General features: G+C 71.8%; 21 protein-coding genes. 18 read left to right on the top strand and 3 right to left on the bottom strand.

Annotated features, from left to right (window positions below; genetic code table 11):
* Positions 1-95: 95 nt before the first annotated feature.
* Positions 96-1,238: a uroporphyrinogen-III synthase gene (locus ACFVT1_RS24810; protein ID WP_389799695.1), complete on the top strand. Its 1,143-nt coding sequence runs from the start codon at positions 96-98 to the stop codon at positions 1,236-1,238.
* Here the strand turns inward: ACFVT1_RS24810 and ACFVT1_RS24815 are convergent.
* On the bottom strand, positions 1,187-1,765 hold the full coding sequence (locus ACFVT1_RS24815; protein ID WP_389799179.1) for a DUF1772 domain-containing protein: 579 nt from the start codon (positions 1,763-1,765) through the stop codon (positions 1,187-1,189). The two genes, ACFVT1_RS24810 and ACFVT1_RS24815, sit on opposite strands and share 52 nt — an antisense overlap.
* Before the next feature lie 160 nt (positions 1,766-1,925).
* Here ACFVT1_RS24815 and ACFVT1_RS24820 point away from each other — a divergent pair, with 160 nt between their 5' ends.
* Positions 1,926-2,300 (top strand): DUF4259 domain-containing protein, encoded by a 375-nt coding sequence (locus ACFVT1_RS24820; RefSeq protein ID WP_389799181.1) that lies wholly within the window; start codon positions 1,926-1,928, stop codon positions 2,298-2,300.
* Positions 2,301-2,323: 23 nt separating this feature from the next.
* Positions 2,324-2,890 (top strand): GNAT family N-acetyltransferase, encoded by a 567-nt coding sequence (locus ACFVT1_RS24825; protein ID WP_389799182.1) that lies wholly within the window; start codon positions 2,324-2,326, stop codon positions 2,888-2,890.
* 72 nt (positions 2,891-2,962) lie between these two features.
* Here ACFVT1_RS24825 and ACFVT1_RS24830 read toward each other — a convergent pair whose 3' ends face one another.
* The gene (locus ACFVT1_RS24830; RefSeq protein WP_389799184.1) at positions 2,963-3,517 is read right to left on the bottom strand and encodes a GNAT family N-acetyltransferase; all 555 of its coding nucleotides are present in this window, start codon (positions 3,515-3,517) and stop codon (positions 2,963-2,965) included.
* Positions 3,518-3,638: 121 nt separating this feature from the next.
* On the opposite strand from ACFVT1_RS24830, the gene ACFVT1_RS24835 reads away from it, so the two are divergent.
* The 4 genes from ACFVT1_RS24835 to ACFVT1_RS24850 all read left to right on the top strand — a co-directional run bounded on the left by ACFVT1_RS24835 (position 3,639) and on the right by ACFVT1_RS24850 (position 9,466).
* Positions 3,639-4,292, top strand: a complete 654-nt coding sequence (locus tag ACFVT1_RS24835) for a CGNR zinc finger domain-containing protein (RefSeq protein WP_389799187.1) — start codon at positions 3,639-3,641, stop codon at positions 4,290-4,292.
* Positions 4,293-4,436: 144 nt separating this feature from the next.
* Positions 4,437-6,857, top strand: coding sequence for a HelD family protein (locus tag ACFVT1_RS24840; RefSeq protein ID WP_389799190.1), 2,421 nt, complete (start codon positions 4,437-4,439; stop codon positions 6,855-6,857).
* A 501-nt stretch (positions 6,858-7,358) separates the two neighbouring features.
* Entirely contained in the window at positions 7,359-8,795 is a 1,437-nt protein-coding gene (locus ACFVT1_RS24845) for an NAD-dependent malic enzyme (protein WP_389799192.1), read from the top strand.
* 389 nt (positions 8,796-9,184) lie between these two features.
* Positions 9,185-9,466 (top strand): HU family DNA-binding protein, encoded by a 282-nt coding sequence (locus ACFVT1_RS24850; RefSeq protein ID WP_003968811.1) that lies wholly within the window; start codon positions 9,185-9,187, stop codon positions 9,464-9,466.
* 195 nt (positions 9,467-9,661) lie between these two features.
* Here ACFVT1_RS24850 and murA read toward each other — a convergent pair whose 3' ends face one another.
* Positions 9,662-11,002 (bottom strand): UDP-N-acetylglucosamine 1-carboxyvinyltransferase, encoded by a 1,341-nt coding sequence (gene murA / locus ACFVT1_RS24855; protein WP_362205375.1) that lies wholly within the window; start codon positions 11,000-11,002, stop codon positions 9,662-9,664.
* Between the two features lie 288 nt (positions 11,003-11,290).
* Between murA and ACFVT1_RS24860 the strand changes: the two genes are divergently transcribed.
* The 11 genes from ACFVT1_RS24860 to ACFVT1_RS24910 all read left to right on the top strand — a co-directional run bounded on the left by ACFVT1_RS24860 (position 11,291) and on the right by ACFVT1_RS24910 (position 24,906).
* Positions 11,291-11,890: a YqgE/AlgH family protein gene (locus tag ACFVT1_RS24860; protein ID WP_389799194.1), complete on the top strand. Its 600-nt coding sequence runs from the start codon at positions 11,291-11,293 to the stop codon at positions 11,888-11,890.
* Positions 11,891-11,920: 30 nt separating this feature from the next.
* The gene (locus ACFVT1_RS24865; protein ID WP_072484142.1) at positions 11,921-12,214 is read left to right on the top strand and encodes a DUF3039 domain-containing protein; all 294 of its coding nucleotides are present in this window, start codon (positions 11,921-11,923) and stop codon (positions 12,212-12,214) included.
* Between the two features lie 211 nt (positions 12,215-12,425).
* Entirely contained in the window at positions 12,426-13,730 is a 1,305-nt protein-coding gene (locus ACFVT1_RS24870) for an extracellular solute-binding protein (protein WP_389799196.1), read from the top strand.
* Positions 13,731-13,732: 2 nt separating this feature from the next.
* Positions 13,733-14,701, top strand: a complete 969-nt coding sequence (locus ACFVT1_RS24875; protein WP_389799198.1) for a carbohydrate ABC transporter permease — start codon at positions 13,733-13,735, stop codon at positions 14,699-14,701.
* A complete protein-coding gene (locus ACFVT1_RS24880) occupies positions 14,698-15,546 on the top strand; it encodes a carbohydrate ABC transporter permease (protein ID WP_389799201.1) in 849 nt (282 codons plus the stop codon). The genes ACFVT1_RS24875 and ACFVT1_RS24880 overlap by 4 nt, the downstream gene beginning before the upstream one ends.
* 4 nt (positions 15,547-15,550) lie before the next feature.
* Complete coding sequence (locus ACFVT1_RS24885) at positions 15,551-17,212, top strand: beta-N-acetylhexosaminidase (protein ID WP_389799203.1); 1,662 nt, start codon at positions 15,551-15,553, stop codon at positions 17,210-17,212.
* A 321-nt stretch (positions 17,213-17,533) separates the two neighbouring features.
* Positions 17,534-18,430: a xanthine dehydrogenase family protein subunit M gene (locus tag ACFVT1_RS24890; protein ID WP_072484141.1), complete on the top strand. Its 897-nt coding sequence runs from the start codon at positions 17,534-17,536 to the stop codon at positions 18,428-18,430.
* A complete protein-coding gene (locus ACFVT1_RS24895; protein ID WP_389799206.1) occupies positions 18,427-20,664 on the top strand; it encodes a 2Fe-2S iron-sulfur cluster-binding protein in 2,238 nt (745 codons plus the stop codon). The genes ACFVT1_RS24890 and ACFVT1_RS24895 overlap by 4 nt, the downstream gene beginning before the upstream one ends.
* On the top strand, positions 20,661-22,997 hold the full coding sequence (locus ACFVT1_RS24900; protein ID WP_389799209.1) for a xanthine dehydrogenase family protein molybdopterin-binding subunit: 2,337 nt from the start codon (positions 20,661-20,663) through the stop codon (positions 22,995-22,997). The genes ACFVT1_RS24895 and ACFVT1_RS24900 overlap by 4 nt, the downstream gene beginning before the upstream one ends.
* 451 nt (positions 22,998-23,448) lie before the next feature.
* On the top strand, positions 23,449-23,967 hold the full coding sequence (locus ACFVT1_RS24905; RefSeq protein ID WP_389799211.1) for a hypothetical protein: 519 nt from the start codon (positions 23,449-23,451) through the stop codon (positions 23,965-23,967).
* 96 nt (positions 23,968-24,063) lie between these two features.
* Positions 24,064-24,906, top strand: a complete 843-nt coding sequence (locus ACFVT1_RS24910) for a DUF4097 domain-containing protein (RefSeq protein ID WP_389799214.1) — start codon at positions 24,064-24,066, stop codon at positions 24,904-24,906.
* Positions 24,907-24,989 lie beyond the last annotated feature (83 nt).

The following is a 24,989-nucleotide window of genomic DNA, read 5'->3' on the forward strand; positions in this document are numbered from 1 at the left end:
GGGACATACGGATGAACCAGATCCGTCACGTGCCGTTGGCAGGCTCGGCCGTCGGCACCATCGGGCAGCAGCGGGACGAGAGCCGGGTAGACCACATGCACGAGGACGAACACCACGGGCCGCTCGCGGGCTTCACCGTCGGGGTCACCGCCGCGCGGCGCGCGGCGGAGTTCGGCGCGCTGCTGGAGCGGCGCGGCGCCGCCGTCGTGCACGCGCCCGCCCTGCGCACCGTGCCGCTCGCCGACGACACCGAACTCCTCGCAGCCACCCGGGGAATCGTCGACTCCGCCCCCGACGTGGTCGTCGCCACCACCGCCGTCGGCTTCCGGGGCTGGATCGAGGCCGCCGACGGCTGGGGTCTCGGCGACCGGCTGACGGCGGTCCTGCGCGGTGTCGAGCTGCTGGCCCGCGGCCCCAAGGCCAAGGGCGCCGTCCGGGCCGCCGGGCTGACCGAGGCGTGGTCACCCGCCTCCGAGTCCATGGCCGAGGTGCTGGACCGGCTCCTGGGCGAGGGCGTGGAGGGCCGCCGTATCGCCGTCCAGCTGCACGGCGAACCGATTCCCGGCTTCATCGAGTCGCTCCGCGGCGCGGGAGCCGAGGTGATCGCCGTACCCGTCTACCGCTGGGAGGCCCCCGAGGACATCGCGCCGCTCGACCGGCTGCTCGACACCGTCCTGGCCCGGGACCTGGACGCCCTCACCTTCACCAGTGCCCCGGCCGCCGCGTCACTGCTGGGCCGGGCCGAGAGGCGAGGGCTGCTCCCGGAGCTTCTGAGCGCCCTGCGGGACGACGTCCTCGTGGCCTGCGTCGGACCGGTCACCGCCCTCCCGCTGCGGGCCCGCGGGATCGGCACCGTCCAGCCGGAACGCTTCCGGCTCGCCCCGCTCGTCCAGCTGCTGTGCCGCGAACTCCCCGCCAGGGCATACACGTTGCCGCTCGCCGGGCACCGGGTCCAGATCCGCGGCCACGCCGTGGTCGTCGACGGCGTACTGCGCCCGGTGCCGCCCGCGGGAATGGCCCTGCTGCGCACCTTGACCCGCCGGCCGGGCTGGGTGGTGTCCCGCGCCGACCTGCTGCGCGTGCTGCCCGGCGGCGGCGCGGACGAACACGCGGTGGAGACGGCCGTGGCGAGGCTGCGTACGGCACTGGGCGCGCCCGGCCTCGTCCAGACGGTCGTCAAGCGCGGCTACCGGCTGGCGCTGGACCCGGCGCCGGACAGCGAGTACGACGATTCCTGAGGGTGCCGCGGACGCTGCCGTGCCGTCAGGAACGCGGCACGCAGGAGAAGGGCGAGAGCGGCGGTGCACAGGACTGCCCGGACGGCGTTCCAGACCACCCACGTGTCCTCGAACCTCTCGCGCACGGCTGAGGGATCGGCGATCCGCGCCGGATCCCCGGCGTGTGCAAGGGCGTTGTTCAGCGGGACGTTGACGCCCGAGGTGAGCAGGAAGGCGACGGTGTACGCGGCGAGGGCGGCGAGGACCCACCGCCGCGGACCCGGGGACCGGCGCTGCTGCCAGGCGGCGACAGCCGTGAGGACCAGCGCGCCGAAGAAACCGGCGAAGAAGACCGGATTCTCGATGACGTCGTTGATGTTCTGCATGACCTCGACGAAGGTCCGGTCGTCGCTGCGCCCGAGGGCCGGCATGACGGCGCAGGAGAACACATAGAACGCGCCCGCGATCAGGCCGGTGGTGACGGACGCGCCGCCGAGCACGAGGTGGTCCAGGGTGCGGGAGGGGTGTGTGGGCCGGGTGGTTGTCATGCCTCCCAGTGAAGCGGCAGGGGCGGTCGCGCTCCATGGCCCGGACGCGCAGTTTCCTACGCGAGCGTCCAGAGGGAGCGCGGCACTCGGTCCGCCCGCTGGTGTCAGTGCGGCTTGCTAGAACAGTCATAGGCAAAGGGCGGCGAGTGGAGGGGGACCTGTGGGTACCTGGGGCAGTGGGAATTTCGACAGCGACACGGCGGCGGATCACCTGTCGGACATCACCGGGCGGCTCCTCTCGGAGATCGAGGAGGCGATGGCCGGTGACCCGGTGGGCCTGGAGCCCGACGACTACTGGGGCGTCGCGGTGCCGTGCAACATCGAGCTGCTGTGCCTGATCGCCGAGCAGCACCACGTCGGTGCGGTGGTACCCGGTGCGGTGGTGGTCGAGGGCTGGAAAAAGACCTTCATGGACGTGTGGGAGCGGACCATCGACGATCTTGAACCCAAGCCGGAGTACAAGGAGAAGAGACGGGCGGAGCTGATCCGCACCTTCGACCGGCTGGCAGGGCTGGCCTCGGCGGAGGCGGCGTGAGGAGGCCGGGATAGCGTGAAGGGGTGATCGACGACATACACCGGATCGACGCGGAGGTACGACTCCGCCCCGCCACCCCGGCCGACGCCGCCTCCCTCGCCGCGGCCCTGACCCGCAGCCGCGCGTACATGCGGCCCTGGGAGCCCGAGCGGCCCGACGCCTTCTACACCGAGCGGGGACAGCAGGAGCGGCTGGCCGGGATGCTCGCGGACCGGGAGGCGGGACGGGCGATGCCGTGGGTGCTCGCCGACGAACAGGACCGCGCGGTGGGTGGGTTCAACCTCACCGCCATGGTGCTCGGGCCGTCCCGCAGCGCGATTCTCGGCTACTGGATCGATGTCGAGTACGCGGGCCGCGGCCTGGCCACGGCCGCCGTGCAGCGGGTCTGCGAGGTGGCCAGGGACGGGCTCGGCCTGCACCGGGTCGAGGCGGGGACGATGCTGGACAACGTGGCGTCGCAGCGGGTGCTCGCCAAGTGCGGCTTCGAGCAGTACGGACTGGCCCCGCGCTTCCTGCACATCAACGGCGACTGGCGCGACCACCGGATGTTCCAGCGGATCCTGCACGACGGTTCGTCGTTGATGGGGTGACGGGCCCGGACGGGCCTCATCTCGCCGGGCGGACGTGAAGGCCGGGGCCGACCGGAGGCGGGCGAGAAACGGCTACCGGACGTCCCCGGAACGCAACCGCACATGCCGGTGCCCGTCCAGCGGCCACGGCGCCTGCGCCGGAAGCACCTCCGCGAAGCCGTAACCGCTCTTCTCCGCGACCCGGCAGGACGCGTCGTTGTCCACCTGGTGCAGCAGGTCCAGCCTCACGAGGCCGTCCCCGGCGAACGCCTCGAACGCCCAGTCGGTGAGCGCCCCGAGCGCCCGCGGTGCGACCCCGCGCCCGCGCGCCCGTGCCGCCGTCCAGTAGCCGACCTCGCCGCTTTCGGAGCCCGGCGCGGGGTATTTGAGCACCACATTGCCGACCGGTTCGCCGTCGAGATCGCGATCGATCACCGCGAAGCCGAAGCGGCTGCCGGCTTCCCGGCCCTCCTGCTCCACCCGCAGCCAGTGCCGCGCCTCCGCCTCGTCCTCGACCAGCCTCACCAGCATGGCGCGCATCGCGGGATCGCGGTACGCCTCGATGAGGGTCGGTATGTCCTCGGGCAGCCAGGGCCGGAGCAGGAGTGGTCCGGCCGCGAGAGTGGCGGTACGCAGATCGTCGTCCATGGGGACACCGTACGAGTTCCCGCCGGTGCCGGGCCGCGCGGCAGCAGGGGTTCCGGGGTGGCGCCCCGAGGAGCACTCTGGGGGAGACCTCGACCGGAGACCCCGAGGCGGTGACTCACGCATGGCGGCGGGCAAGCGCTCGTACGACTGGCGGTTCGACTCCGGGCGCCCCTGCCTGGACCTGGTGGCCACGGGTACCGGCACCTCCGGCGCCTGCGAGCTGCTCGACGGCGCCGAGCGTCTCGCGGAGTGGCTGGTCGCCTCCGGACTCGTGCCGGGCGGCACCCGCCTCGACGCCGTGGACGACACCTGGGTGGTGCGCTTCCGGCAGCTGAGGACCGGCGTCGAGCGTCTGCTGGCCGCCGAGCTCGGCGGCCGCGGGGCCGAAGGCGCCCTGGAGGGGGTCAACGCGCTCGCCGCGGCCGCCCCGCCGGGGCTGCGGGCCGTGCGCGGCAGGAGCGGCACGCTGGTACGGGCGCTGAGCGCCGATCCCGAATGCGGGGCGCTGCTGGCCGCCGTCGCCCGTGATGTCGTCGAGCTCCTGACCGATCCTGTGGCGCGGGCCGGACTGCGCCGCTGCGAGGCCGACAACTGCCGGCGCCTCTACCTGGACACCTCGCGGGGTCGCCGGCGCCGCTGGTGCTCCAGCGAGGTGTGCGGGAACCGGGAGCGGGTGGCCCGGCACCGGCGCAGGGCGGCGGTGGCGGCCGTGGACGCGGCCGTGGTCGCGGTGGAGGGGGCGGACGCGGGAGCGGCGTACCGGAGCGAATCCTGAAACGGGTCCGAACGGACCGCGGCCCTTCTCCGTACGCCCGATCGAGACCGTGCCGTGTCATTTCGATACGCGCGGCAGGTGCGCGGCGGGCCCCCCTTCGCATAAGGTTGACGGCTGCCCAATGCACGTCAGAAGGGGGCCTCGGTGGCCGCGCAGGATGCCGCTGTCGATTCGTTGCGGGACCGGGAAATCGGTGTCGAGCAGGAACATCTCGACCGCGTCTATCACCGCCTCGAAGAGAAGATCCACGAGGCGGAATTTCTCATGGACGACGCCGTCAAGCGCGGCCAGGTCGGTACCCCGGGGGCGCTCGCCGAGCGCGACGCCCAGGTGTTCCGGGCCGGAGTCCACCTCAACCGGCTGAACAGCGAGTTCGAGGACTTCCTCTTCGGAAGGATCGACCTGCTGCTCGGCAAGGACGGTGAACGCGGCCCGGACGGCGCGTACACCTCCGTAGAACCGGCCGACGACGCCGTGCGCGACGACCGGTCCGCCGACATCGCGGAGACGCTGCACATCGGCCGGATCGGAGTCCTCGACTCCGACTACGCGCCGCTGGTCATCGACTGGCGCGCACCGGCCGCCGCCCCGTTCTACCGGTCGACGCCGAAGGAACCGGGCCGGGTGGTACGCCGCCGGGTCGTCCGCTCCAAGGGCCGCAGGGTCCTCGGTGTCGAGGACGACCTGATGCGCCCCGAGCTGACCGCCTATCTGGGCGGCGACAGGCTCCCCGTCATCGGCGACGGCGCCCTGATGGCGGCGCTCGGTCAGGCCCGCAGCCACACCATGCGGGACATCGTCTCCTCCATCCAGGCCGAACAGGACCTGGTGATCCGGGCCCCCGCCGCCTCCGTCACCGAGGTCTCCGGCGGCCCCGGCACCGGCAAGACGGCCGTCGCCCTGCACCGTGCCGCGTACCTCCTCTACCAGGACCGGCGGCGTTACGCGGGCGGCATCCTCGTCGTCTCGCCGACCCCGCTCCTCGTCGCGTACACCGAAGGCGTGCTGCCCTCGCTGGGCGAGGAGGGGCAGGTGGCGATCCGCGCGGTCGGCTCGCTCTCCGACGAGGCGGCCGGCGTCCAGGGCGCCACCACGTACGACGAGCCCGCCGTCGCCCGGATCAAGGGCTCCTCCCGGATGCTCCAGGTGCTGCGCAAGGCGTCACGCGGTGCCCTGGAACAGCCCGGCACCCGCCGCAGGGCGGCGGCGGACCGGAACGGCCAGCTGTCCTTCGGTGACGAAGCGGAGGGAGCAGCCGGAGCAGAGGGAGCGGACGACGGAACCGGCGGGGCCCCGGCCACCCCCACCCGGCTGCGGGTCGTCGCCTTCGGCGCCCGGGTCGAACTGAACGCCGACGAACTGCACCGCATCCGGCACTCCGTCCTCGGCGGCACCGCCCCGGTCAACCTGCTGCGCCCGCGCGCCCGCAGAATGCTCCTGGACGCCCTGTGGAACAAATCCTCCGGCCGGGGCCGCTACACCGACCCCGAACTGGCCGCCGAACTGCGCTCCTCCTTCGACGAGGACGTCGCCACCGAGGCCCCCTTCCTGGACTTCCTGAACGCCTGGTGGCCCGAGCTCACCCCCCGCGGGGTGCTCGCCGCGATGGCCGACGAGAAGCGGCTCGGGCGCTGGGCGCGCCGGGTGCTCAACCAGGGCGAGGTGCGCCGCTTGGCCCGATCCCTGAAGCGGCTCGACAAGGAGGGCAACGGGCCGCTCTCCGTGCACGACGTGGCGATCCTCGACGAGCTGCAGACACTGCTGGGCACCCCGCACCGGCCGAAGAAGAAGCGCGAACTCGACCCGCTGGACCAGCTCTCCGGTCTGGAGGAGCTCATGCCGCAGCGTGAGGAGACCCAGCGCGAGCGGGCCGAGCGGCTGGCCGCGGAGCGTACGGAGTACGCGCATGTCATCGTCGACGAGGCGCAGGACCTCACGCCCATGCAGTGGCGCATGGTCGGCCGCCGCGGCCGGCACGCCACCTGGACGATCGTCGGAGACCCGGCGCAGTCCTCCTGGTCCGATCCGGACGAGGCCGCCCGCGCGCGCGACGAGGCGCTGGGCAACCGGCCGCGCCGCCACTTCACCCTCACGGTCAACTACCGCAACCCGGCGGAGATCGCCGAGCTGGCCTCGAAGGTCCTGGCGCTCGCGATGCCCGGAATGGAGTCACCGGCCGCGGTCCGCTCCACGGGCGTGAAGCCGCGCTTCGAGACCGTGCGGGACGGCGATCTGGCCGCCTCGGTGCGCGAGGAGGCGCGGCGGCTGCTGGCCGAGGTGGACGGCACGGTCGGGGTGGTCGTCGCGATGAACCGCCGGGCACAGGCCCGCGACTGGCTGGCCGACCTCGGCGAGCGGGTGGTGGCCCTGGGCAGCCTGGAGGCGAAGGGCCTGGAGTACGACGCCACGGTGGTCGTCTCGCCCGCGGAGATCGCGGACGAGTCCCCGGCCGGCCTGCGGGTGCTGTACGTGGCGCTGACACGGGCGACGCAGCAGCTCACGGTGGTCTCGGGGGAGCGGGACCTGCCCGACGAGGACGGCGTCCCGGACCTGCTGAGGGACTGAGGCGGGCCGGGCCGGAGCGGAGGCACCGCCGGGCGGACGGATTTCCGAACCGATCCGTCCCACGGGAATCACTTCTGCGGGGTCTTTGTTAGCCTGGTGTCGGCACCGGCTCGATCCAAGCCCCCGGGCCCAACCTTCGTCGCTTCGAGCGACCACTTGCCGCGAGGCGAGCATGGCGGGTCGGTGCCGCTTGACCAAGAAGACAGACCCGCGTCACCTTCCGGTGGCGCGGGTCTGTTCTTGTTTACGGGGCCTGTTGTCTACGGGTCCGGCGCGGCCCGACGGGGCCTGGTGGGCCGGTGCGGGCCTTGCGAAACCGGTTCGGCCGGAGGCGGCGGGGGTTCCGTCGAAGCGGTCATATCTCGTATGGTGGAAATCACTTTCCGAAACGTGGCAGTCATTACCGGCTACCGACCAGTAGGTGCGACGATCGGGAAGCGTGACCGAGGTGAGCGCCCCGGCCGCGCGGCAATGAAGCTAAGGAAAGCGAAGGACTCGGCCATGGCAACGGCGCCCAGCGTCTCGTACTCGATGACGGTCAGGCTGGAGGTGCCCGCGAGCGGCACAGCGGTCTCCCAGCTCACCACGGCCGTGGAGTCCTCCGGCGGTTCGGTCACCGGCCTCGATGTGACCGCCTCCGGCCACGAGAAGCTGCGGATCGACGTCACCATCGCGGCCACCTCCACCGCGCACGCCGACGAGATCGTCGAGAACCTGCGCGGCATCGAGGGCGTCGTGCTGGGCAAGGTCTCCGACCGTACGTTCCTGATGCACCTCGGCGGCAAGATCGAGATGGCGTCCAAGCACCCCATCCGCAACCGCGACGACCTCTCGATGATCTACACCCCGGGTGTGGCCCGGGTCTGCATGGCGATCGCCGAGAACCCCGAGGACGCCCGCCGCCTCACCATCAAGCGCAACTCCGTCGCAGTTGTGACGGACGGCTCCGCGGTGCTCGGCCTCGGCAACATCGGCCCGATGGCCGCCCTTCCGGTGATGGAGGGCAAGGCGGCCCTCTTCAAGCGGTTCGCCGGCATCGACGCCTGGCCGATCTGCCTGGACACCCAGGACACCGACGCCATCGTCGAGATCGTCAAGGCGATCGCCCCCGGCTTCGCGGGCATCAACCTGGAGGACATCTCCGCACCCCGCTGCTTCGAGATCGAGGCACGGCTGCGCGAGGCCCTCGACATCCCCGTCTTCCACGACGACCAGCACGGCACCGCGATCGTGGTCCTGGCCGCGCTGACCAACGCGCTGCGCGTGGTGGACAAGGGAATCGGGGACGTACGGGTCGTCATGTCCGGCGCCGGGGCGGCCGGTACGGCCATCCTGAAGCTCCTCATCGCCGCGGGCGTCAAGCACGCCGTCGTCGCCGACATCCACGGCGTGGTGCACGCGGGCCGCGAGGACCTGGTCTCCGCCGACGCCGACTCGCCGCTGCGCTGGATCGCCGACAACACCAACCCCGAGTCCGTCACCGGCACGCTCAAGGAGGCCGTCGTGGGCGCCGACGTCTTCATCGGCGTCTCCGCCCCGAACGTGCTGGACGGCACCGATGTCGCCGCCATGGCCGACGGTGCGATCGTGTTCGCGCTCGCGAACCCGGACCCCGAGGTGGACCCGGCAATCGCCCGCCGGTCGGCGGCAGTTGTCGCCACCGGCCGCTCCGACTTCCCGAACCAGATCAACAACGTGCTGGTCTTCCCGGGTGTCTTCCGCGGTCTGCTGGACGCCCAGTCCCGCACCGTCAACACGGAGATGATGCTCGCCGCGGCGGGCGCCCTCGCCGAGACCGTTGCCGAGGACGAGCTGAACGCGAACTACATCATCCCGTCGGTCTTCAACGACAGGGTCGCGGGAGCGGTCGCCGGTGCCGTCCGCGACGCGGCCAAGACGGTGGGCGGCGCCGCGCCGTCCCCGGGCGGCCTCGGCTGAGACCGCCCGCGCGCCGACCCCGGCACGGCCCCGGTCGGCGGCGCGCACGGCGGTGGTGCCGCGCACGTTGGTCCGACGTACGGCGCGTCGCGGGTCGCGGTGCCCCAAACGCCCCTTTAGGGTGGGCGGGCGGCGCGTCCCGCAGAGCCCCGCATCCGCTGCGGACCGCTTTCGGGGAGTCGACGGAACGTCACCACGACGAGGCGAGGGTGCCTTTCGTGCGACTCCGGAGGGTGCCGGATTGGCTTTCCCGCCGCAGGTGGGGGCAGGATGCGTAATCGGGCGCGAGGGTCTGGAGACAGACCCGGGTCCGGGGACTGTCCGAGGGCCCTGGCAGCATCGGCTTCGATCTCACGCCTCACAGGCAAGAAGAACACGGGAGTAACAACATGAACCGCAGTGAGCTGGTGGCCGCCCTGGCCGACCGCGCCGAGGTGACTCGCAAGGACGCCGACGCCGTGCTGGCCGCCCTCGCCGAGACCGTCGGTGAGATCGTCGCCAAGGGCGACGAGAAGGTCACCATCCCCGGCTTCCTGACCTTCGAGCGCACCCACCGTGCCGCTCGCACCGCTCGTAACCCGCAGACCGGCGACCCGATCAACATCCCGGCCGGCTACAGCGTGAAGGTCTCCGCGGGCTCCAAGCTCAAGGAAGCCGCCAAGGGCAAGTAAGCCCCACAGGCGCAATGAAGGGCGGTCACCCGACCAGGGTGACCGCCCTTCCGCGCACCGGCCCGAGAGGGCCCGTTCTGGCCCTCTGCCGCCCTTGTCGAGCGGGCCTCCGCGCCCCGGGCCGGGCCCGGGACGGGAAACGGGGGCCCGGGGCAGCGCCCCGAACCCCCGTCAGCAGCCCTGCGGCCGCTCTTCTCAGACCAGCGCGCCGCCCGGCAGTTCCACCTTCGCGCCGAGCTTCTCCAGCTTCTCCATGAAGTTCTCGTAGCCGCGGTTGATCAGGTCGATGCCGTGCACCCGCGACGTGCCCTGTGCCGCCAGGGCGGCGATCAGGTACGAGAAACCACCGCGCAGGTCCGGGATGACCAGATCCGCACCCTGCAGTCTCGTGGGTCCGGACACGACCGCCGAGTGCAGGAAGTTGCGCTGCCCGAAGCGGCAGTCGGAGCCGCCCAGGCACTCGCGGTAGAGCTGGATGTGTGCGCCCATCTGGTTGAGGGCGGAGGTGAAGCCGAGCCGGGACTCGTACACCGTCTCGTGGACGATGGACAGGCCCGAGGCCTGGGTCAGGGCCACGACCAGCGGCTGCTGCCAGTCGGTCTGGAAACCCGGGTGCACGTCCGTCTCCAGGGCGATGGCGTTCAGTGCGCCGCCCGGGTGCCAGAAGCGGATGCCCTCGTCGTCGATCTCGAACGCGCCGCCGACCCGGCGGAAGGTGTTCAGGAACGTCATCATCGAGCGCTGCTGTGCGCCCCGCACGTAGATGTTGCCCTCGGTGGCCAGTGCCGCGGACGCCCAGGAGGCCGCCTCCAGGCGGTCCGGGATCGCCCGGTGCGTATAGCCGTCCAGCCGGTCGACACCGGTGATCCGGATCGTCCGGTCGGTGTCCATCGAGATGATCGCGCCCATCTTCTGCAGTACGCAGATGAGGTCCTCGATCTCCGGCTCCACGGCCGCGTTGGACAGTTCGGTGACGCCCTCGGCGAGCACCGCCGTCAGCAGTACCTGCTCGGTGGAGCCCACCGACGGGTACGGCAGCCGGATCTTCGTGCCGCGCAGCCGCTGCGGCGCCTCCAGGTACTGGCCGTCCGCCCGCTTCTCGATGGTCGCGCCGAACTGCCGCAGCACGTCGAAGTGGAAGTCGATCGGCCGGCCGCCGATGTCGCAGCCGCCGAGTCCCGGAATGAACGCGTGACCCAGCCGGTGCAGCAGCGGGCCGCAGAAGAGGATCGGGATGCGCGACGAGCCCGCGTGGGCGTCGATGTCGGCGACGTTGGCGCTCTCGACATGGGTCGGGTCCAGGATCAGCTCGCCCGGTTCGTCACCCGGCCGGACCGTCACACCGTGCAGCTGCAGCAGTCCTCGCACCACCCGCACGTCGCGGATGTCGGGCACATTGCGCAGCCGGCTGGGCCCGCTGCCGAGCAGCGCGGCGACCATTGCCTTCGGCACCAGGTTCTTGGCGCCTCTGACGCGGATCTCGCCCTCCAGCGGGGTTCCGCCGTGGACAAGCAGGACATCGTCTGTGCCGGTCATGAATCTCGCGTTCCGGAGTGGTCGGGCAGGGGGCCAACCGAAAGGGTAATGGCCCGCGGCCCCCCTTCCGTAAGGGGACGGGGGGTGCGCGAACGTCATGAATTCGCCACAACACGCTCTGCTCCCCCACTCTTGCGGAGGGTTACCATCCGCAAACGCCTCCCAGGGGTGCGCTCCCCATGCGTCCGTGCGCCCTGAGCTGCGCCCTGAGCCGGGCTCGGCTCTCCCCGGTGGCCGGTCGGCCCACTTGGTGCCCGCGGAGACCGAAGATGCGGGATCATTTCTGCCATGACCGAGGTGTCCTCGCTCACAGGGCGACTGCTCGTGGCCACACCCGCGCTCGCGGATCCGAATTTCGACCGCGCGGTGGTGCTGCTCCTCGACCACGACGAGGAGGGCTCACTCGGCGTGGTCCTGAACCGGCCGACCCCGGTCGGCGTGGGCGACATCCTCACATCGTGGGCCGGTCTGACCGGTGAACCGGGCGTCGTCTTCCAGGGCGGCCCGGTCTCGCTCGACTCGGCACTCGGTGTGGCCGTCATCCCCGGCGACGAGGGCCCCTCCCCGAGCGCGCGGCCCCGATCGAACCGGGCGGACCCCGTCGGCTTCCGCCGGGTGCACGGGGCGATCGGCCTGGTGGACCTGGAGGCCCCGCCGGAGCTGCTGGCCGCGGCGCTCGGCTCGCTGCGGATCTTCGCCGGGTACGCCGGCTGGGGCCCCGGGCAGCTGGAGACGGAACTGTCCGAGGGGGCCTGGTACGTCGTCGAGTCCGAGCCCGGAGACGTCTCCTCCCCGCGTCCGGAGCACCTCTGGCGGGCGGTCCTGCGCCGCCAGCGCAGCGAACTGGCGATGATCGCCACCTATCCGGACGACCCTTCGCTGAACTGATCCGCCGGGCTTTCAGTACCCTTGGCGGTTATGAGCACTCTTGAGCCCGAGCGCGGGGCAGGTACGGGCACCCTCGTAGAGCCGACGCCGCAGGTGTCGAACGGCGACGGCGACCACGAGCGCTACGCCCATTACGTCCAGAAGGACAAGATCATGGCGAGTGCCCTGGAGGGCACACCCGTGGTCGCACTGTGCGGAAAGGTCTGGGTACCGGGCCGCGACCCGAAGAAGTATCCGGTCTGTCCCATGTGCAAGGAGATCTACGAGTCCATGGGCGCCGGCGGCGACAAGGACAAGGGCAAGGGCGGCAAGGACAAGAAGTAGTCCGGGGCCGTTCGGCCACTCTTGCTTCGGGCCCCCGGGACGCGCGTCACGCGTGCCCCGGGGGCTTTTCGCGTTGCACGGGCTGCTTCACCGGGTCACAGAGTGGTTGAGACCACTTGTCGGCGTCTGCGCGCGCACCTACTCTCCTGCCAGTTGTGCAGAACGAAATGCACGTTGCGCATGTTGCAACGCCTACCGGTAGGGGTTCCGCATGAAGCTGTCTGCCCGAACTGCCGCCCCGGCCGCGGCGCTTGTGCTGGCGGGTCTCGCCGCCACCGCCTGTGCGCCGCAGACCTCCGGCACCGGGGCCGAGGGGGACGAGAAGACCGGCACGCTGCGCGTCTGGCTGTTCCAGGAGGTCGGGAACAAGCCCAAGGAGCAGGTCGTCGACGCGGCGGTCGCGGAGTTCGAGAAGGCCCACAAGGGCGCGAAGGCCGAGGTCGAGTACATACCGGTCGAGACCCGGGCCCAGCGCATCAAGGCGGCGTTCAACGACCCGAAGAGCGCCCCGGACCTCATCGAGTACGGCAACACGGACACCGCCGGATACGTCAAGGACGGGGGACTCGCCGAGGTGGGCGCCGAGTTCGCCGCCTGGGACGAGGCCAAGGACACCGACCCGGCGGCCCGGCAGTCCGTGACGGTCGGCGGCAAGGTCTACGGGGCGCCGCTCTTCGTCGGCGTACGCGCGCTGTACTACCGCACCGACGTCTTCGTGGACCTGGGGATCGAGGCCCCCAAGTCCCAGGCCGAGCTGATCTCCACCGCGAAGAAGATCCACAGGAAGAAGCCGGACCTGTACGGGCTGGCGGTCGGCGGCGCCTACACCTACGGCGCCATGCCGTTCATCTGGGCCGGCGGCGGCGAACTGGCCGACGAGAGCGGTGGCACGTACAAGGCGGCCATCAACAGCGACGAGGCCCGCAAGGGCATCGAGGCGTACACCTCGCTCTTCGGCGACGACAACTGCCCGGCCGCCAAGTGCGCGGCCATGGGCGGCAACGCGACCGTCACCGCCTTCGCCTCCGGCAAGGCCGCCATGGCGATCGGCGGCGACTTCAGCCACGCCGCCGTCGAGGCGGGCGCGGTGAAGGGCAGGTACGCGGTGGTGCCGCTGCCCGGCGTCGCGGAGGGCTCCATCGCCCCCGCGTTCGCGGGCGGCAACAACATCGGCGTACTCAGGAGCAGCTCGCACCGCACCCTCGCCGTCGGGCTGATGAAGTCCCTGACCGGCAAGCAGACCCAGGCGGAGATGTTCGACGCGATGGGCTTCCTGCCCACGTACACGGACGTGCGGGCCGAGGTCGCGAAGAAGGAACCGTTCGCCGAACCGTTCGTCAGGACGCTCGACGCGGGCGCCAAGTCCGTCCCGGCCTCGCCCGGCTGGGGCCGGATCGACTCCTCGCTGGTCCTGCCGACGATGTTCCAGGAGATCGTCAGCGGCCGCAAGGACGTGGCGAGGGCCTCGGACGACGCGGCGAAGAAGATGGACGCGGCGTTCTCCGAAGCGGGCTGACGATGACCGCGAACAGCACGGCGTACAAGACGCCCGGCACCCCGGGGGCGGGCGGCACGTCCCCCCGGGCGCCCCGCCGCCCGGCCCCGTCCGCGCGCCACCCCGGCTGGACCCCCTGGCTCTACCTCCTGCCCGCGCTCGTCCTCCTCGGCGGGCTGCTCGTCTACCCGATCTTTCAGCTCGGCCTGATCTCCTTCCTGGAGTACACCCAGGCCCAGGTCAGCGGCGGTGAACCGACCACCTTCCAAGGGTTCGGGAACTACGCGACGCTCTTCGCCGACAGCCAGTTCCGGCAGGTGCTCCTGGCGACCGTGGTCTTCGCCGCGGTCTGCGTACTGGCCACCCTGCTGGTCGGCTGCGCGCTCGCCGTCCTGCTCACCCGGGTCCGGGCCGTGCCGCGCCTCGCGCTGATGATGGCCGCGCTCGGCGCCTGGGCGACCCCCGCGATCACCGGTTCCACCGTCTGGGTGTTCCTCTTCGACCCGGACTTCGGCCCCGTCGACCGGGTGCTGGGGCTCGGTGACTTCTCCTGGACGTACGGGCGCTACAGCGCCTTCGCCCTGGTGCTCCTCGAAGTCCTGTGGTGCTCGTTCCCGTTCGTGATGGTGACCGTGTACGCGGGCATCCGGGCGATCCCCACCGAGGTGCTGGAAGCGGCCGCGCTGGACGGGGCCTCGCAGTGGCGGATCTGGCGGTCGGTCATGGCCCCGATGCTGCGGCCGATCCTCGTCGTCGTCACGATCCAGTCGATCATCTGGGACTTCAAGATCTTCACCCAGATCTACGTCATGACGAACGGCGGCGGCATCGCCGGCCAGAACCTGGTGCTCAACGTGTACGCGTACCAGAAGGCGTTCGCGTCCTCGCAGTACAGCCTCGGCTCGGCGATCGGCGTCGTGATGCTGGTGATCCTGCTGGCCGTCACGCTCGTCCATCTGCGCCTGGTGCGGCGTCAGGGGGAGGAACTGTGAGCGCACGGAGCGTGCCGCGTATCCGCCGTCCCGGCCGGCTGGCCGCCGAGGCCGCGACCCTGCTGATCGCCGCCGCCGTCGCCTTCCCGCTGTACTGGATGGTTCTCTCCGCCCTCAAACCGGCCGGCGAGATCCAGTCGGCGAACCCCCGCCCGTGGACGCTGTCACCGTCCCTGGACTCGTTCCGCCGGGTCTTCGAGCAGCACGACTTCGGGCGGTACTTCCTCAACAGCCTGCTCGTCGCCGGCACGGTCGTCATCGTCTCCGCGCTGATCGCCTTCCTGGCGGCGACGGCTGTGACCCGGTTCAGATTCCGCTTCCGCACCACGCTGCTGATCATGTTCCTGGTCGCGCAGATGGTGCCGGTCGAGGCGCTGACCATCCCGCTGTTCTTCCTGATGCGGGACTTCGGCCAGCTGAACACGCTCGGCTCGCTGATCCTGCCGCACCTCGCCTTCTCGCTGCCGTTCGCGATCTGGATGCTGCGCGGCTTCGTCAAGGCCGTCCCGGAAGCACTGGAGGAAGCCGCCTGCGTCGACGGCGCGAGCCGCACGCGCTTCCTGTGGCAGATCCTCTTCCCGCTGGTCTTCCCCGGCCTGGTGGCGACCAGCGTCTTCTCCTTCATCTCGACCTGGAACGACTTCCTGTTCGCGAAGTCGTTCATCATCAGCGACATCTCCCAGTCGACGCTCCCGATGGCGTTGCTGGTCTTCTTCAAGCCCGAGGAGAACGACTGGGGAGGGATCATGGCAGCCTCGACGGTGATGACCATTCCCGTGCTGGTCTTCTTCGTACTCGTACAGCGCCGCCTGGTCTCGGGACTGGGCGGAGCGGTAAAGGACTGACCCCATGGACATGGAACTGATTCCGGCCCCCGTGCACATCGGCGGCTGCGCCGACACCGGTGACGAGGGGCGGGCCGGATTCGTGCTGGACCCGTCCACCACCCTCACGGCGGCCCCGGGCACCGAGAGCACCGAACGCTGGCTGCGCTCCACGCTCGGAGCCGCCTTCGGCCTGCCGCTCGCACCGGGCGGCAGGGACGCCGGGGGCGCCGCGAACACCGTCCGGCTGCGCCTGGACCCGGCCCTGGAACCCGAGGGCTACCGGCTGTGCGCGGGACCGGCCACCGGCGTCGAGATCACCGGAGGGAGCGCCGCCGGAGTCTTCTGGGGCGCGCAGACCCTCCGTCAGCTCCTCGGGCCCGAAGCCTTCCGCCGCGCACCCGTCAGCCCCGGCAGCGGGCCCGTCGTCCCCGTCACGGACATCGAGGACGGCCCCCGCTTCGCCTGGCGCGGCATGATGCTCGACGTGGCGCGGCACTTCCTGCCCAAGGACGACGTCCTGCGCTATCTCGACCTCCTCGCCGCGCACAAGCTGAACGTCTTCCACTTCCACCTCACCGACGACCAGGGCTGGCGCATCGAGATCAGGCGCTACCCCCGGCTCACCGAGGTCGGCTCCTGGCGGTCCCGTACCAAGCACGGACACCGGGCCTCCGAGCTCTGGGACGAGACCCCGCACGGCGGTTACTACACACAGGACGACATCCGCGAGATCGTCGCGTACGCGGCCGAGCGGCACATCCGGGTCGTCCCCGAGATCGACATCCCGGGCCACTCGCAGGCCGCCATCGCCGCCTACCCCGAACTGGGCAACGCCGACGTCGTCGACACCACCGCCCTCTCCGTCTGGGACACCTGGGGCATCAACGCGAATGTACTCGCCCCCACCGACAACACCCTGCGCTTCTTCGAGGGCGTCCTCGAAGAGGTCCTGGCTCTTTTCCCCGCCGCCACCTCGCCGTTCATCCACATCGGCGGCGACGAGTGCCGCAAGGACCAGTGGAAGGAGTCCCCGGCCGCCCAGGCCCGGATCGACGAATTCGGCCTGGCCAACGAGGACGAGCTGCAGTCCTGGATCATCCGGCACTTCGACACCTGGCTCACCGCCCGCGGCCGCCGGCTCATCGGCTGGGACGAGATCCTCGAAGGCGGCCTCCCGGCGGGCGCCGCCGTGTCGTCCTGGCGGGGTTACGGCGGAGGCATCACGGCCGCCGAGGCAGGCCACGACGTGGTGATGTGCCCGGAACAGCACGTCTACCTGGACCACCGTCAGGACGGCGGCCCCGACGAGCCGATGCCCATCGGCTTCGTCCGCACCCTGGAGGACGTCTACCGCTTCGAACCCGTACCCCCGGGCCTCTCCGAGGCGGCGGCCCGTCACATCCTCGGCACCCAGGTCAATGTCTGGACCGAGGTCATGCAGAACCGGTCCCGCGTCGACTACCAGGTCTTCCCGCGCCTCGCGGCGTTCGCCGAGGTCGCCTGGTCCCCCCTGCGCGCCTCCGCCGACCGCGACTTCGCGGACTTCGAACGGCGCATGACCACGCACTACGCCCGGCTCGACGCCCTCGGCGTCGACTACCGGCCGCCGAGCGGGCCGTTGCCCCGGCAGCAGCGCCCCGGTGTCCTCGGACGCCCCCTTGAGGGACCGCCCCCGAACGTGTGATTCCGGCTGCGCCCCGGGTCCGGCCGTCACGCTCACGGGAGCGTGGCGGCCGGCGGTCATTGTCCGGAACGCGCCCCTGGAGCGCACCCCCACCGGAACGGAAGAACCCGCACAAGGATCGCTGAACAGTGGCAATTCACGCTCTGTGCCGAAGCGGGGCGAATCGGGACCATCATCCTGCTCGGGGACGGATACGCCCTTCGTGGACCCTCGCGTCGGTCCGATCGGAAGATGTGCCAGAGTTGCCACGTCCAGGCTGTGAGCACGTACCGTACGGCGAAACGAGCCGGACAGCCGGGACACCGGGAAGGGGCAGCTGGGTTGACCACGCACGCACCGCAGGCGACGCAGTCCGTGACGCTGCCGGCCTCGCTCGACGAGGCCGTGGCGGCACTCGGCGCCATGCCTGCCGCCGTTCCTGTGGCAGGCGGGACAGACCTGATGTCGGCCGTCAACAAGGGGCTGCTGCGCCCCTCGGGGCTGGTCGGCCTCGGCCGGATCAGCGAGCTCCGCGGCTGGCACTACCAGGACGGCCACGCCCTGCTCGGCGCCGGACTCACCCACGCACGCATGGGGCGGCCCGACTTCGCCGCCCTCATCCCCGCCCTCGCCGCGTCCGCGCGCGCCGCGGGCCCGCCCCAGATCCGCAACGCCGGCACGCTGGGCGGCAACATCGCCACCGCCGCCCCGACCGGCGATGCCCTGCCGGTGCTCGCCGCCCTGGAGGCCGAACTCGTCATCGCGGGTCCGGGCGGCGCCCGCCGAGAGATCCCGGTCTCGCACCTGCTGGCCGGCCGCGACATGCTCGAACCCGCCGAACTGATCGGCTTCGTCCGGGTACCGCTGCTGCACGCCCCCCAGGTCTTCCTGAAGGCCACCGGCCGCACCGGTCCCGGCCGCGCCACCGCGTCCGTGGCGATCGTCCTCGACCCGGCCCGGCGCGGGGTGCGCTGCGCGGTCGGCGCCATCGCGCCGATGCCGCTGCGGCCGCTGGAGGCCGAACGCTGGATCGCCTCACTGATCGACTGGGACGGTGAACGGGGCCTGGCACCGGACGCGCTGGCCGCTTTCGGCGAGTACGTCGCCGCGGCCTGCATCCCGGACCAGGCGCCGCCCGCCGACGGGGGAGAGGCGCCACCGCTGCCCCCCGCCGTACTGCATCTGCGGCGCACCGTTGCCGCGCTGGCCCGACGCGCGCTGGGGAGGGCACTGTCGTGAGCAACGAGGACCGCAACGAACAGCACGGGCAGCGGGAGCAGCCGCAGCACGGGCACTGGCAACCGACGCCGCAGGGCGGCGAGTACGACGCCGAGGCGACCGCCTTCGTCCACCTGCCGCCGGAGGACCTGGCGAACATCCCGCTGGCCGCGCCCGGTCAGGGCTACGTACCGCCGATGATCCTGCCGCTGACCCCCGCGGCCGGCCTCGACCCGGCGGCCACGGCCAGCTGGGCCGTACCGACGCAGAACCAGCAGGAACAGGCCACGGGGCCGGAGCAGCCGGCACCGGGCGCGGTGCACTGGCCGGACCCGAACCAGCAGCAGACGCAGTACGGGTACGAGTACCCGTATCAGGAGCAGTACCGGGAGACGTCGGCCGCGACGGGCCAGTGGAACTTCACGGAGTCCACCGAGTTCACCGGTCACGTCGACCACACCGGTCACACCGGTCACACCGACTACGGCGTTCAGCCCGGTCACGTCGACCACACCGCTCACGTCGACCACACCGGTTACGGTGTTCAGCCCGGTCACACCGACCACGACGGTCAGCTCGGCCACACCGACCACACCGACCACGGCGGTCATGTCGACCACGGTGTTCAGCCCGGTCACACCGGCCACGTCGACCACGGCGGTCATGTCGACCACGGTGTTCAGCCTGGTCACACCGGCCACGTCGACCACGGTGACCAGGGTGTCCAGCCGGGCCGGACCGACCACGGTGGTCACGCCGGCAACGTCGACCACGTCGGCAATGTCGACCACGCCGTTCAGCCCGGCCACACCGGTCAGTGGACGATCCCCGTCGCCGACGGTGACCTCCCGGAGGAGTCCGGCGAGTTCGCGGCCTCGGCGCTGGCCGCCCAGTGGTACGCGGACCGGACTCCACCGGCCACGCTGCCGGGCGGTGCCCCCGCGCCGTGGGCGACCCAGCAGCCGGTCGCGGAGCCCGAGCCCGCGGTGGGGCCGGAGCCCGCACCCGGTGCGGACATCGAGCCGGAGCACGCGCCGGGAGCCGATTTCGCACCTGCCGCGGAGTCCGCGGCGGAGCCCTCCGAGACGCCCTCGACGCCGCACCCCGTGGCCCACGAGGACGCTCTCCGGGACTCCGAGGCAGCCACACCGGAGACGGCCGGCGAGGACGCCCCCGTACCCGCGGCCGGAGACACGGGAGACGCCCCCGTGCTCGCTGCCGGAGACACGGGAGACATCCCCGTGCTCGGAGCGGACCTCGCGCAAACCCCGGCCCCCGACGCCGCCGTGGCGGCGGACGCCCCTGCCGAACACCCGGTGGAGGCCGGGTCCGAGGACCTCCCGGCCGAGCCGTCGCCCGACGCGCCACCACTGGACACCTCGCCGGACACCCCGTCGGACGCCCCACCGCTCGAAGCAGAGCTCGCTGAGGACCGGCTTCCCGAAGCGCAACTCCCCGAAGGACAGCGTGCCGAGGGGCAGGATTCCGAGGGCCGGCTCTCCGAGGAACAGCTTCCCGACGGGCAACTCCCCGAGTCCCAGCCCCTCGAAGCGCAGGCACTCGAAGCCCAGCTTCCCGAGGCCCAACACCCCGAGGCTGGGCTCCCCGAAGTCCAACTCCCCGAGGCCCAGGCTGCCTTCGATGTCCCCAGCGAGCACCCGGCCGCCTCCTACGTCCTGCATGTGAACGGTGCCGACCGCCCCGTCACCGATGCCTGGATCGGCGAGTCGCTCCTCTACGTGCTGCGCGAGCGCCTCGGCCTCGCGGGGGCCAAGGACGGCTGCTCACAGGGTGAGTGCGGGGCCTGCAACGTCCAGGTGGACGGCCGTCTGGTCGCCTCCTGCCTGGTCCCCGCGGCGACCGTGGCCGGCAGCGAGGTCCGTACGGTCGAGGGCCTGGCCGTGGACGGCGAGCCGTCCGACGTCCAGCGCGCCCTCGCCAAGTGCGGGGCCGTCCAGTGCGGCTTCTGCATCCCCGGCATGGCGATGACCGTCCACGACCTGCTGGAGGGCAACCACGCCCCCAGCGAACTGGAGACGCGTCAGGCGCTCTGCGGCAACCTCTGCCGCTGCTCCGGCTACCGGGGCGTCCTCGACGCCGTGAACGAGGTCATCGCGGGCCGCGAGGCAAGTGCCGACCCCGCCGCCTCGTCGGACTCCCCGTCCCCGGAGTCCGACGAGGTCCGCATCCCCCACCAGGCGGCCCCGGACGCCCGTAGCGTCCAGCCGCACCCGCAGGACGGAGGCATGGCGTGAGCAACGACGCAGCCACCGCTGCCAACGCGACCAGCACACGGATCACCACCCCGCCGGCAGAAGGACCCGACGCCGAGCCGTCGGCGCTCGGCCTCGGCGTCTCCCTCCCGCCCGCCGACGCGCGTGCGAAGACCGAGGGCACCTTCCCGTACGCCGCCGACCTCTGGGCCGAGGGCCTGCTGTGGGCGGCCGTACTCCGCTCCCCGCACCCGCACGCCCGCATCCTGTCCATCGACACCTCGGGTGCCGTCGAGATGCCCGGGGTCCGGGCCGTCATCACGCACGAGGACATCCCCGGGGAGAAGGCGTACGGGCGCAGGGTCGTCGACCGCCCGGTCTTCGCGTCCGACCTGGTCCGCCACCACGGCGAGCCGATCGCCGCAGTCGCCGCCGACCACCCCGACACGGCCCGGCTCGCCGCCGCGGCCATCACCGTCGAGTACGAGGTCCTCGAACCGGTCACCGACCCGGAGAAGGCCTTCGCCGCCGAACCGCTGCACCCCGACGGCAATCTGATCCGCCACATCCCGCTGTGCTACGGCGACCCGGAGGTCACCGGCGAGGTCGTCGTCGAAGGCCTGTACCGCATCGGCCGCCAGGACCCCGCCCCGATCGGCGCCGAGGCCGGACTCGCCGTGCCCCGTCCCGATGGCGGCGTGGAGATCTACACCGCCTCCACCGACCCGCACACCGACCGCGATCTCGCCGCCGCCTGCTTCGGCCTCGAACCGGACCGGGTGAAGGTCGTCGTCACCGGCGTTCCCGGCGCGACCGGCGACCGCGAGGACCCCGGCTTCCAGCTCCCGCTCGGCCTGCTCGCGCTGCGCACCGGCTGCCCGGTCAAACTGGCCGCCACCCGCGAGGAGTCCTTCCTCGGCCATGCCCACCGCCACCCGACGCTGCTGCGCTACCGCCACCACGCGGACGCGGAGGGCCGGCTGGTGAAGGTCGAGGCGCAGATCCTGCTCGACGCGGGTGCGTACGCCGACGCCTCGTCCGAGTCGCTGGCCGCGGCGGTCGCGTTCGCCTGTGGCCCGTACGTCGTCCCGCACGCCTTCATCGAGGGCTGGGCGGTCCGGACGAACAACCCGCCGTCGGGCCATGTGCGCGGCGAAGGCGCCATGCAGGTCTGCGCGGCGTACGAGGGCCAGATGGACAAGCTGGCCGCCAAGCTCGGCATCGAGCCGGCCGAGCTGCGTCTGCGCAACGTCCTGTCCACCGGCGACATCCTCCCTACCGGCCAGACGGTGACCTGTCCGGCACCGGTGTCCGAACTCCTCACCGCAGTACGGGACTTCCCTCTCCCCGCCCTCCCCAAGGACGTCCCGGAGGACGACTGGCTGCTCCCCGGCGGCCCGGAGGGCGCGGGCGAACCCGGCGCGGTGCGCCGAGGGGTCGGCTACGCGATCGGCATGGTCCACATGCTCGGCGCGGAGGGCGCCGACGAGGTCTCCACGGCCACGGTCCGGGTCCACGACGGCATCGCCACGGTCATCTGCGCCGCGGTCGAGACGGGCCAGGGCTTCTCGACCCTCGCCCGCCAGGTGGTCCAGGAGACGCTCGGGATCGAAGAGGTCCACGTGGCGTCCGTCGACACCGACCAGCCCCCGGCGGGCCCGGCGACGCACGGCCGCCACACCTGGGTCTCGGCCGGAGCGGTGGAACGCGCCGCCAAGATGGTCCGTACGCAGCTGCTCCAGCCGCTGGCCCACAAGTTCGGCATGTCCACGGAGCTGCTGCAGATCGCCGACGGCAAGATCACCTCGTACGACGGGGTGCTGTCCACGACGGTCATGGAGGCGATGGACGGCAAGGAACTCTGGGCCACCGCCCAGTGCCGCCCCCACCCGACCGAGCCCCTGGACGCGGCGGGCCAGGGCGACGCCTTCGTCGGCCTCGCCTTCTGCGCGATCCGCGCAGTGGTGGACGTCGACATCGAACTCGGCTCCGTTCGGGTCGTGGAGATGGCGGTCGCCCAGGACGTCGGCCGGGTCCTCAACCCGTCCCAGCTGGCGACCCGTATCGAGGCGGGCGTCACCCAGGGCATCGGCGCCGCCCTCACCGAGAACCTCCGCAGCGCCCGCGGCCTGATCCGCCACCCCGACCTCACCGGCTACGCGCTCCCGACCGCCCTGGACGCACCGGACATCCGCATCGTCAAACTCGTCGAAGAGCGCGACGTGGTGGCCCCCTTCGGAGCCAAGCCCGCCTCGGCGGTCCCCGTGGTGACGTCCCCCGCAGCAGTGGCCGCAGCGGTACGGTCCGCCACCGGCCGCCCGATCAACCGCCTCCCCATCCGACCCCAGGCGGCGGTGGCGGCCCCCAAGTCCTGAGGCCCGCACTGATGATGTGATCCGGCATCGAACGGCCTGCACACCGCGGCCGTCGAAGGGTCGCTTGTCCACGACCTCGCACACGCCCCGGCCGGGCGGAATGGGTCCGGTCGTGCCGCCTCGTGCCGGCTCGGGTGGGCTCGGTCCAGCGGCAGACCGCAGGGCGGGGGCAGGTCACCCCCTTGCGGCGTCGCGTGGCATCACATGGCATCACATGGCGTCGGGTGGCACGGCTTGGCGCCATCCAGTGCCATTCGGTGCCGTACGGCGTCACCCGGCGCCATCCGGGGCCCTTCCGTGCTCCGTCAGGCGCTGGCGCGTGCGTGGTGTCACGGTCAAGGAGATAGATGCCAAGACGTTTTCGCAGGTCAGCGCAGTTGTGCCGGATGTCGGCCCAAGAATGTTCCCTCACGCCTTGCGGGTGACGCCATTGTGGTGCCATCATGGCGTCATGGACCTCACCCCGTATGTCGACACCCTCCGCCGCGAACTCGCGGTGGCCGCCGAGGCCGGCGGCGAGGAAGCCCGCGAGCTGGCGGCGAGGCTCACCGCTCCGCTGGAGTCGGCGGCCCGGCTGACCATGCTCAACGTGCTCTCCGCCGCGACGGACGAGATCACCCGCGAACTCGCCCCCGGCTCGGTCGATGTACGGCTGCGTGGGCTCGACCCCGACTTCGTGGTGACGCCGCCGCCCACCGACGGCGGCGCCCCTGCGGGGCCGGCCGTGCCCGTCGAGCCGCTCAAGGCCCCGGCCCCGGCCGACGGCGACGAGGGCGGCACCGCCCGCGTCAACCTGCGCCTGCCGGCCCATCTCAAGACCCGCGCCGAGGAGGCCGCGAGCCGCGAGGGCCTGTCGGTCAACGCGTGGCTGGTGCGGGCCGTGTCGGCCGCGGTCGACGGCGGCGCCCGGCCGCGTACGACGGAGAAGGCCCGGACCGTCGGACAGGGCTTCACGGGCTGGGTGCGCTGACGGGACAGCCCTTGGTCGCGCCCCCACCCCACCACTTCACCCAGACCGCGTCCCACCAGCGGGGACGTCCTGAAGACCCAAGAGGACGGGACAGCCATGCCTTCTTTCGACACTCCTGAACCGATCTCGGCCACGGCGCACGTGGATGCCGGTTCCATCCAGTTCACCGCGGGTGACCGCCTCGACACCGTCGTTGAGGTGCGGCCCCGCGACCCGAAGCGGGACCAGGACGTACGGGCGGCCGGCCAGACCGAGGTCACGTACGCGAGTGGCGTACTGACCGTCAGGACGCCCAAGTCCAATCTGTTCGGCCGCACCGGCACCGTCGACGTGACGGTCGAACTGCCCACGGGCTCGCGCATCGACATGACCGGCGCCTGGGCCCAGGTGCTCGGCGAGGGCCGGTTCGGCGAGGTCCGCGTGAAGACCTCGGCCGGCGACGTCCGCCTCGACACGACCGGCCCGCTGAGGCTGACCGCGTCGCACGGCTCGATCACCGTGGACCGGGTCGAGGGCATGGCCGAGATCACCACCAGCTCCGGCAGCCTGCGCGTCGGTGTCGTCGACGGCCCCGCCGTCCTGAAGAACTCGCACGGCACCACGACCGTCGGCGCCGCGACCGGCGAGCTGCGGGTGAGCGGCGCCAACGGCGACATCGAGATCCGGCGCGCCGAGGGCTCGGTCACCGCCACCACCGCCCACGGCACTCTGCGCGTGGGTGAAGTGGCCCGCGGCACCGTCCAGTTGGAGACCTCCTACGGTGCCATCGAGGTCGGCGTCCGCGAGGGCACGGCCGCCTGGCTCGACGTCCGCTCGGGCTCCGGGCAGGTGCGCAACACGCTCGCCGCGTCCGAGACCCCGGGGGAGAGCGAGGACACCGTCGAGGTCCGCGCCCGCACCCGGTACGGCAACATCGACGTCCGCCGCGCCAAGGTCTGACCCCGGAAGAACCGGCCCCGACTCACTCACTCGACTCACTCCCCAACCACTTCAGCCTTCGATTGGGAGGGCCCCATGCCTTC

The sequence above is a fragment of the Streptomyces sp. NPDC057963 genome (assembly GCF_042887155.1).
Classification (GTDB): domain Bacteria; phylum Actinomycetota; class Actinomycetes; order Streptomycetales; family Streptomycetaceae; genus Streptomyces.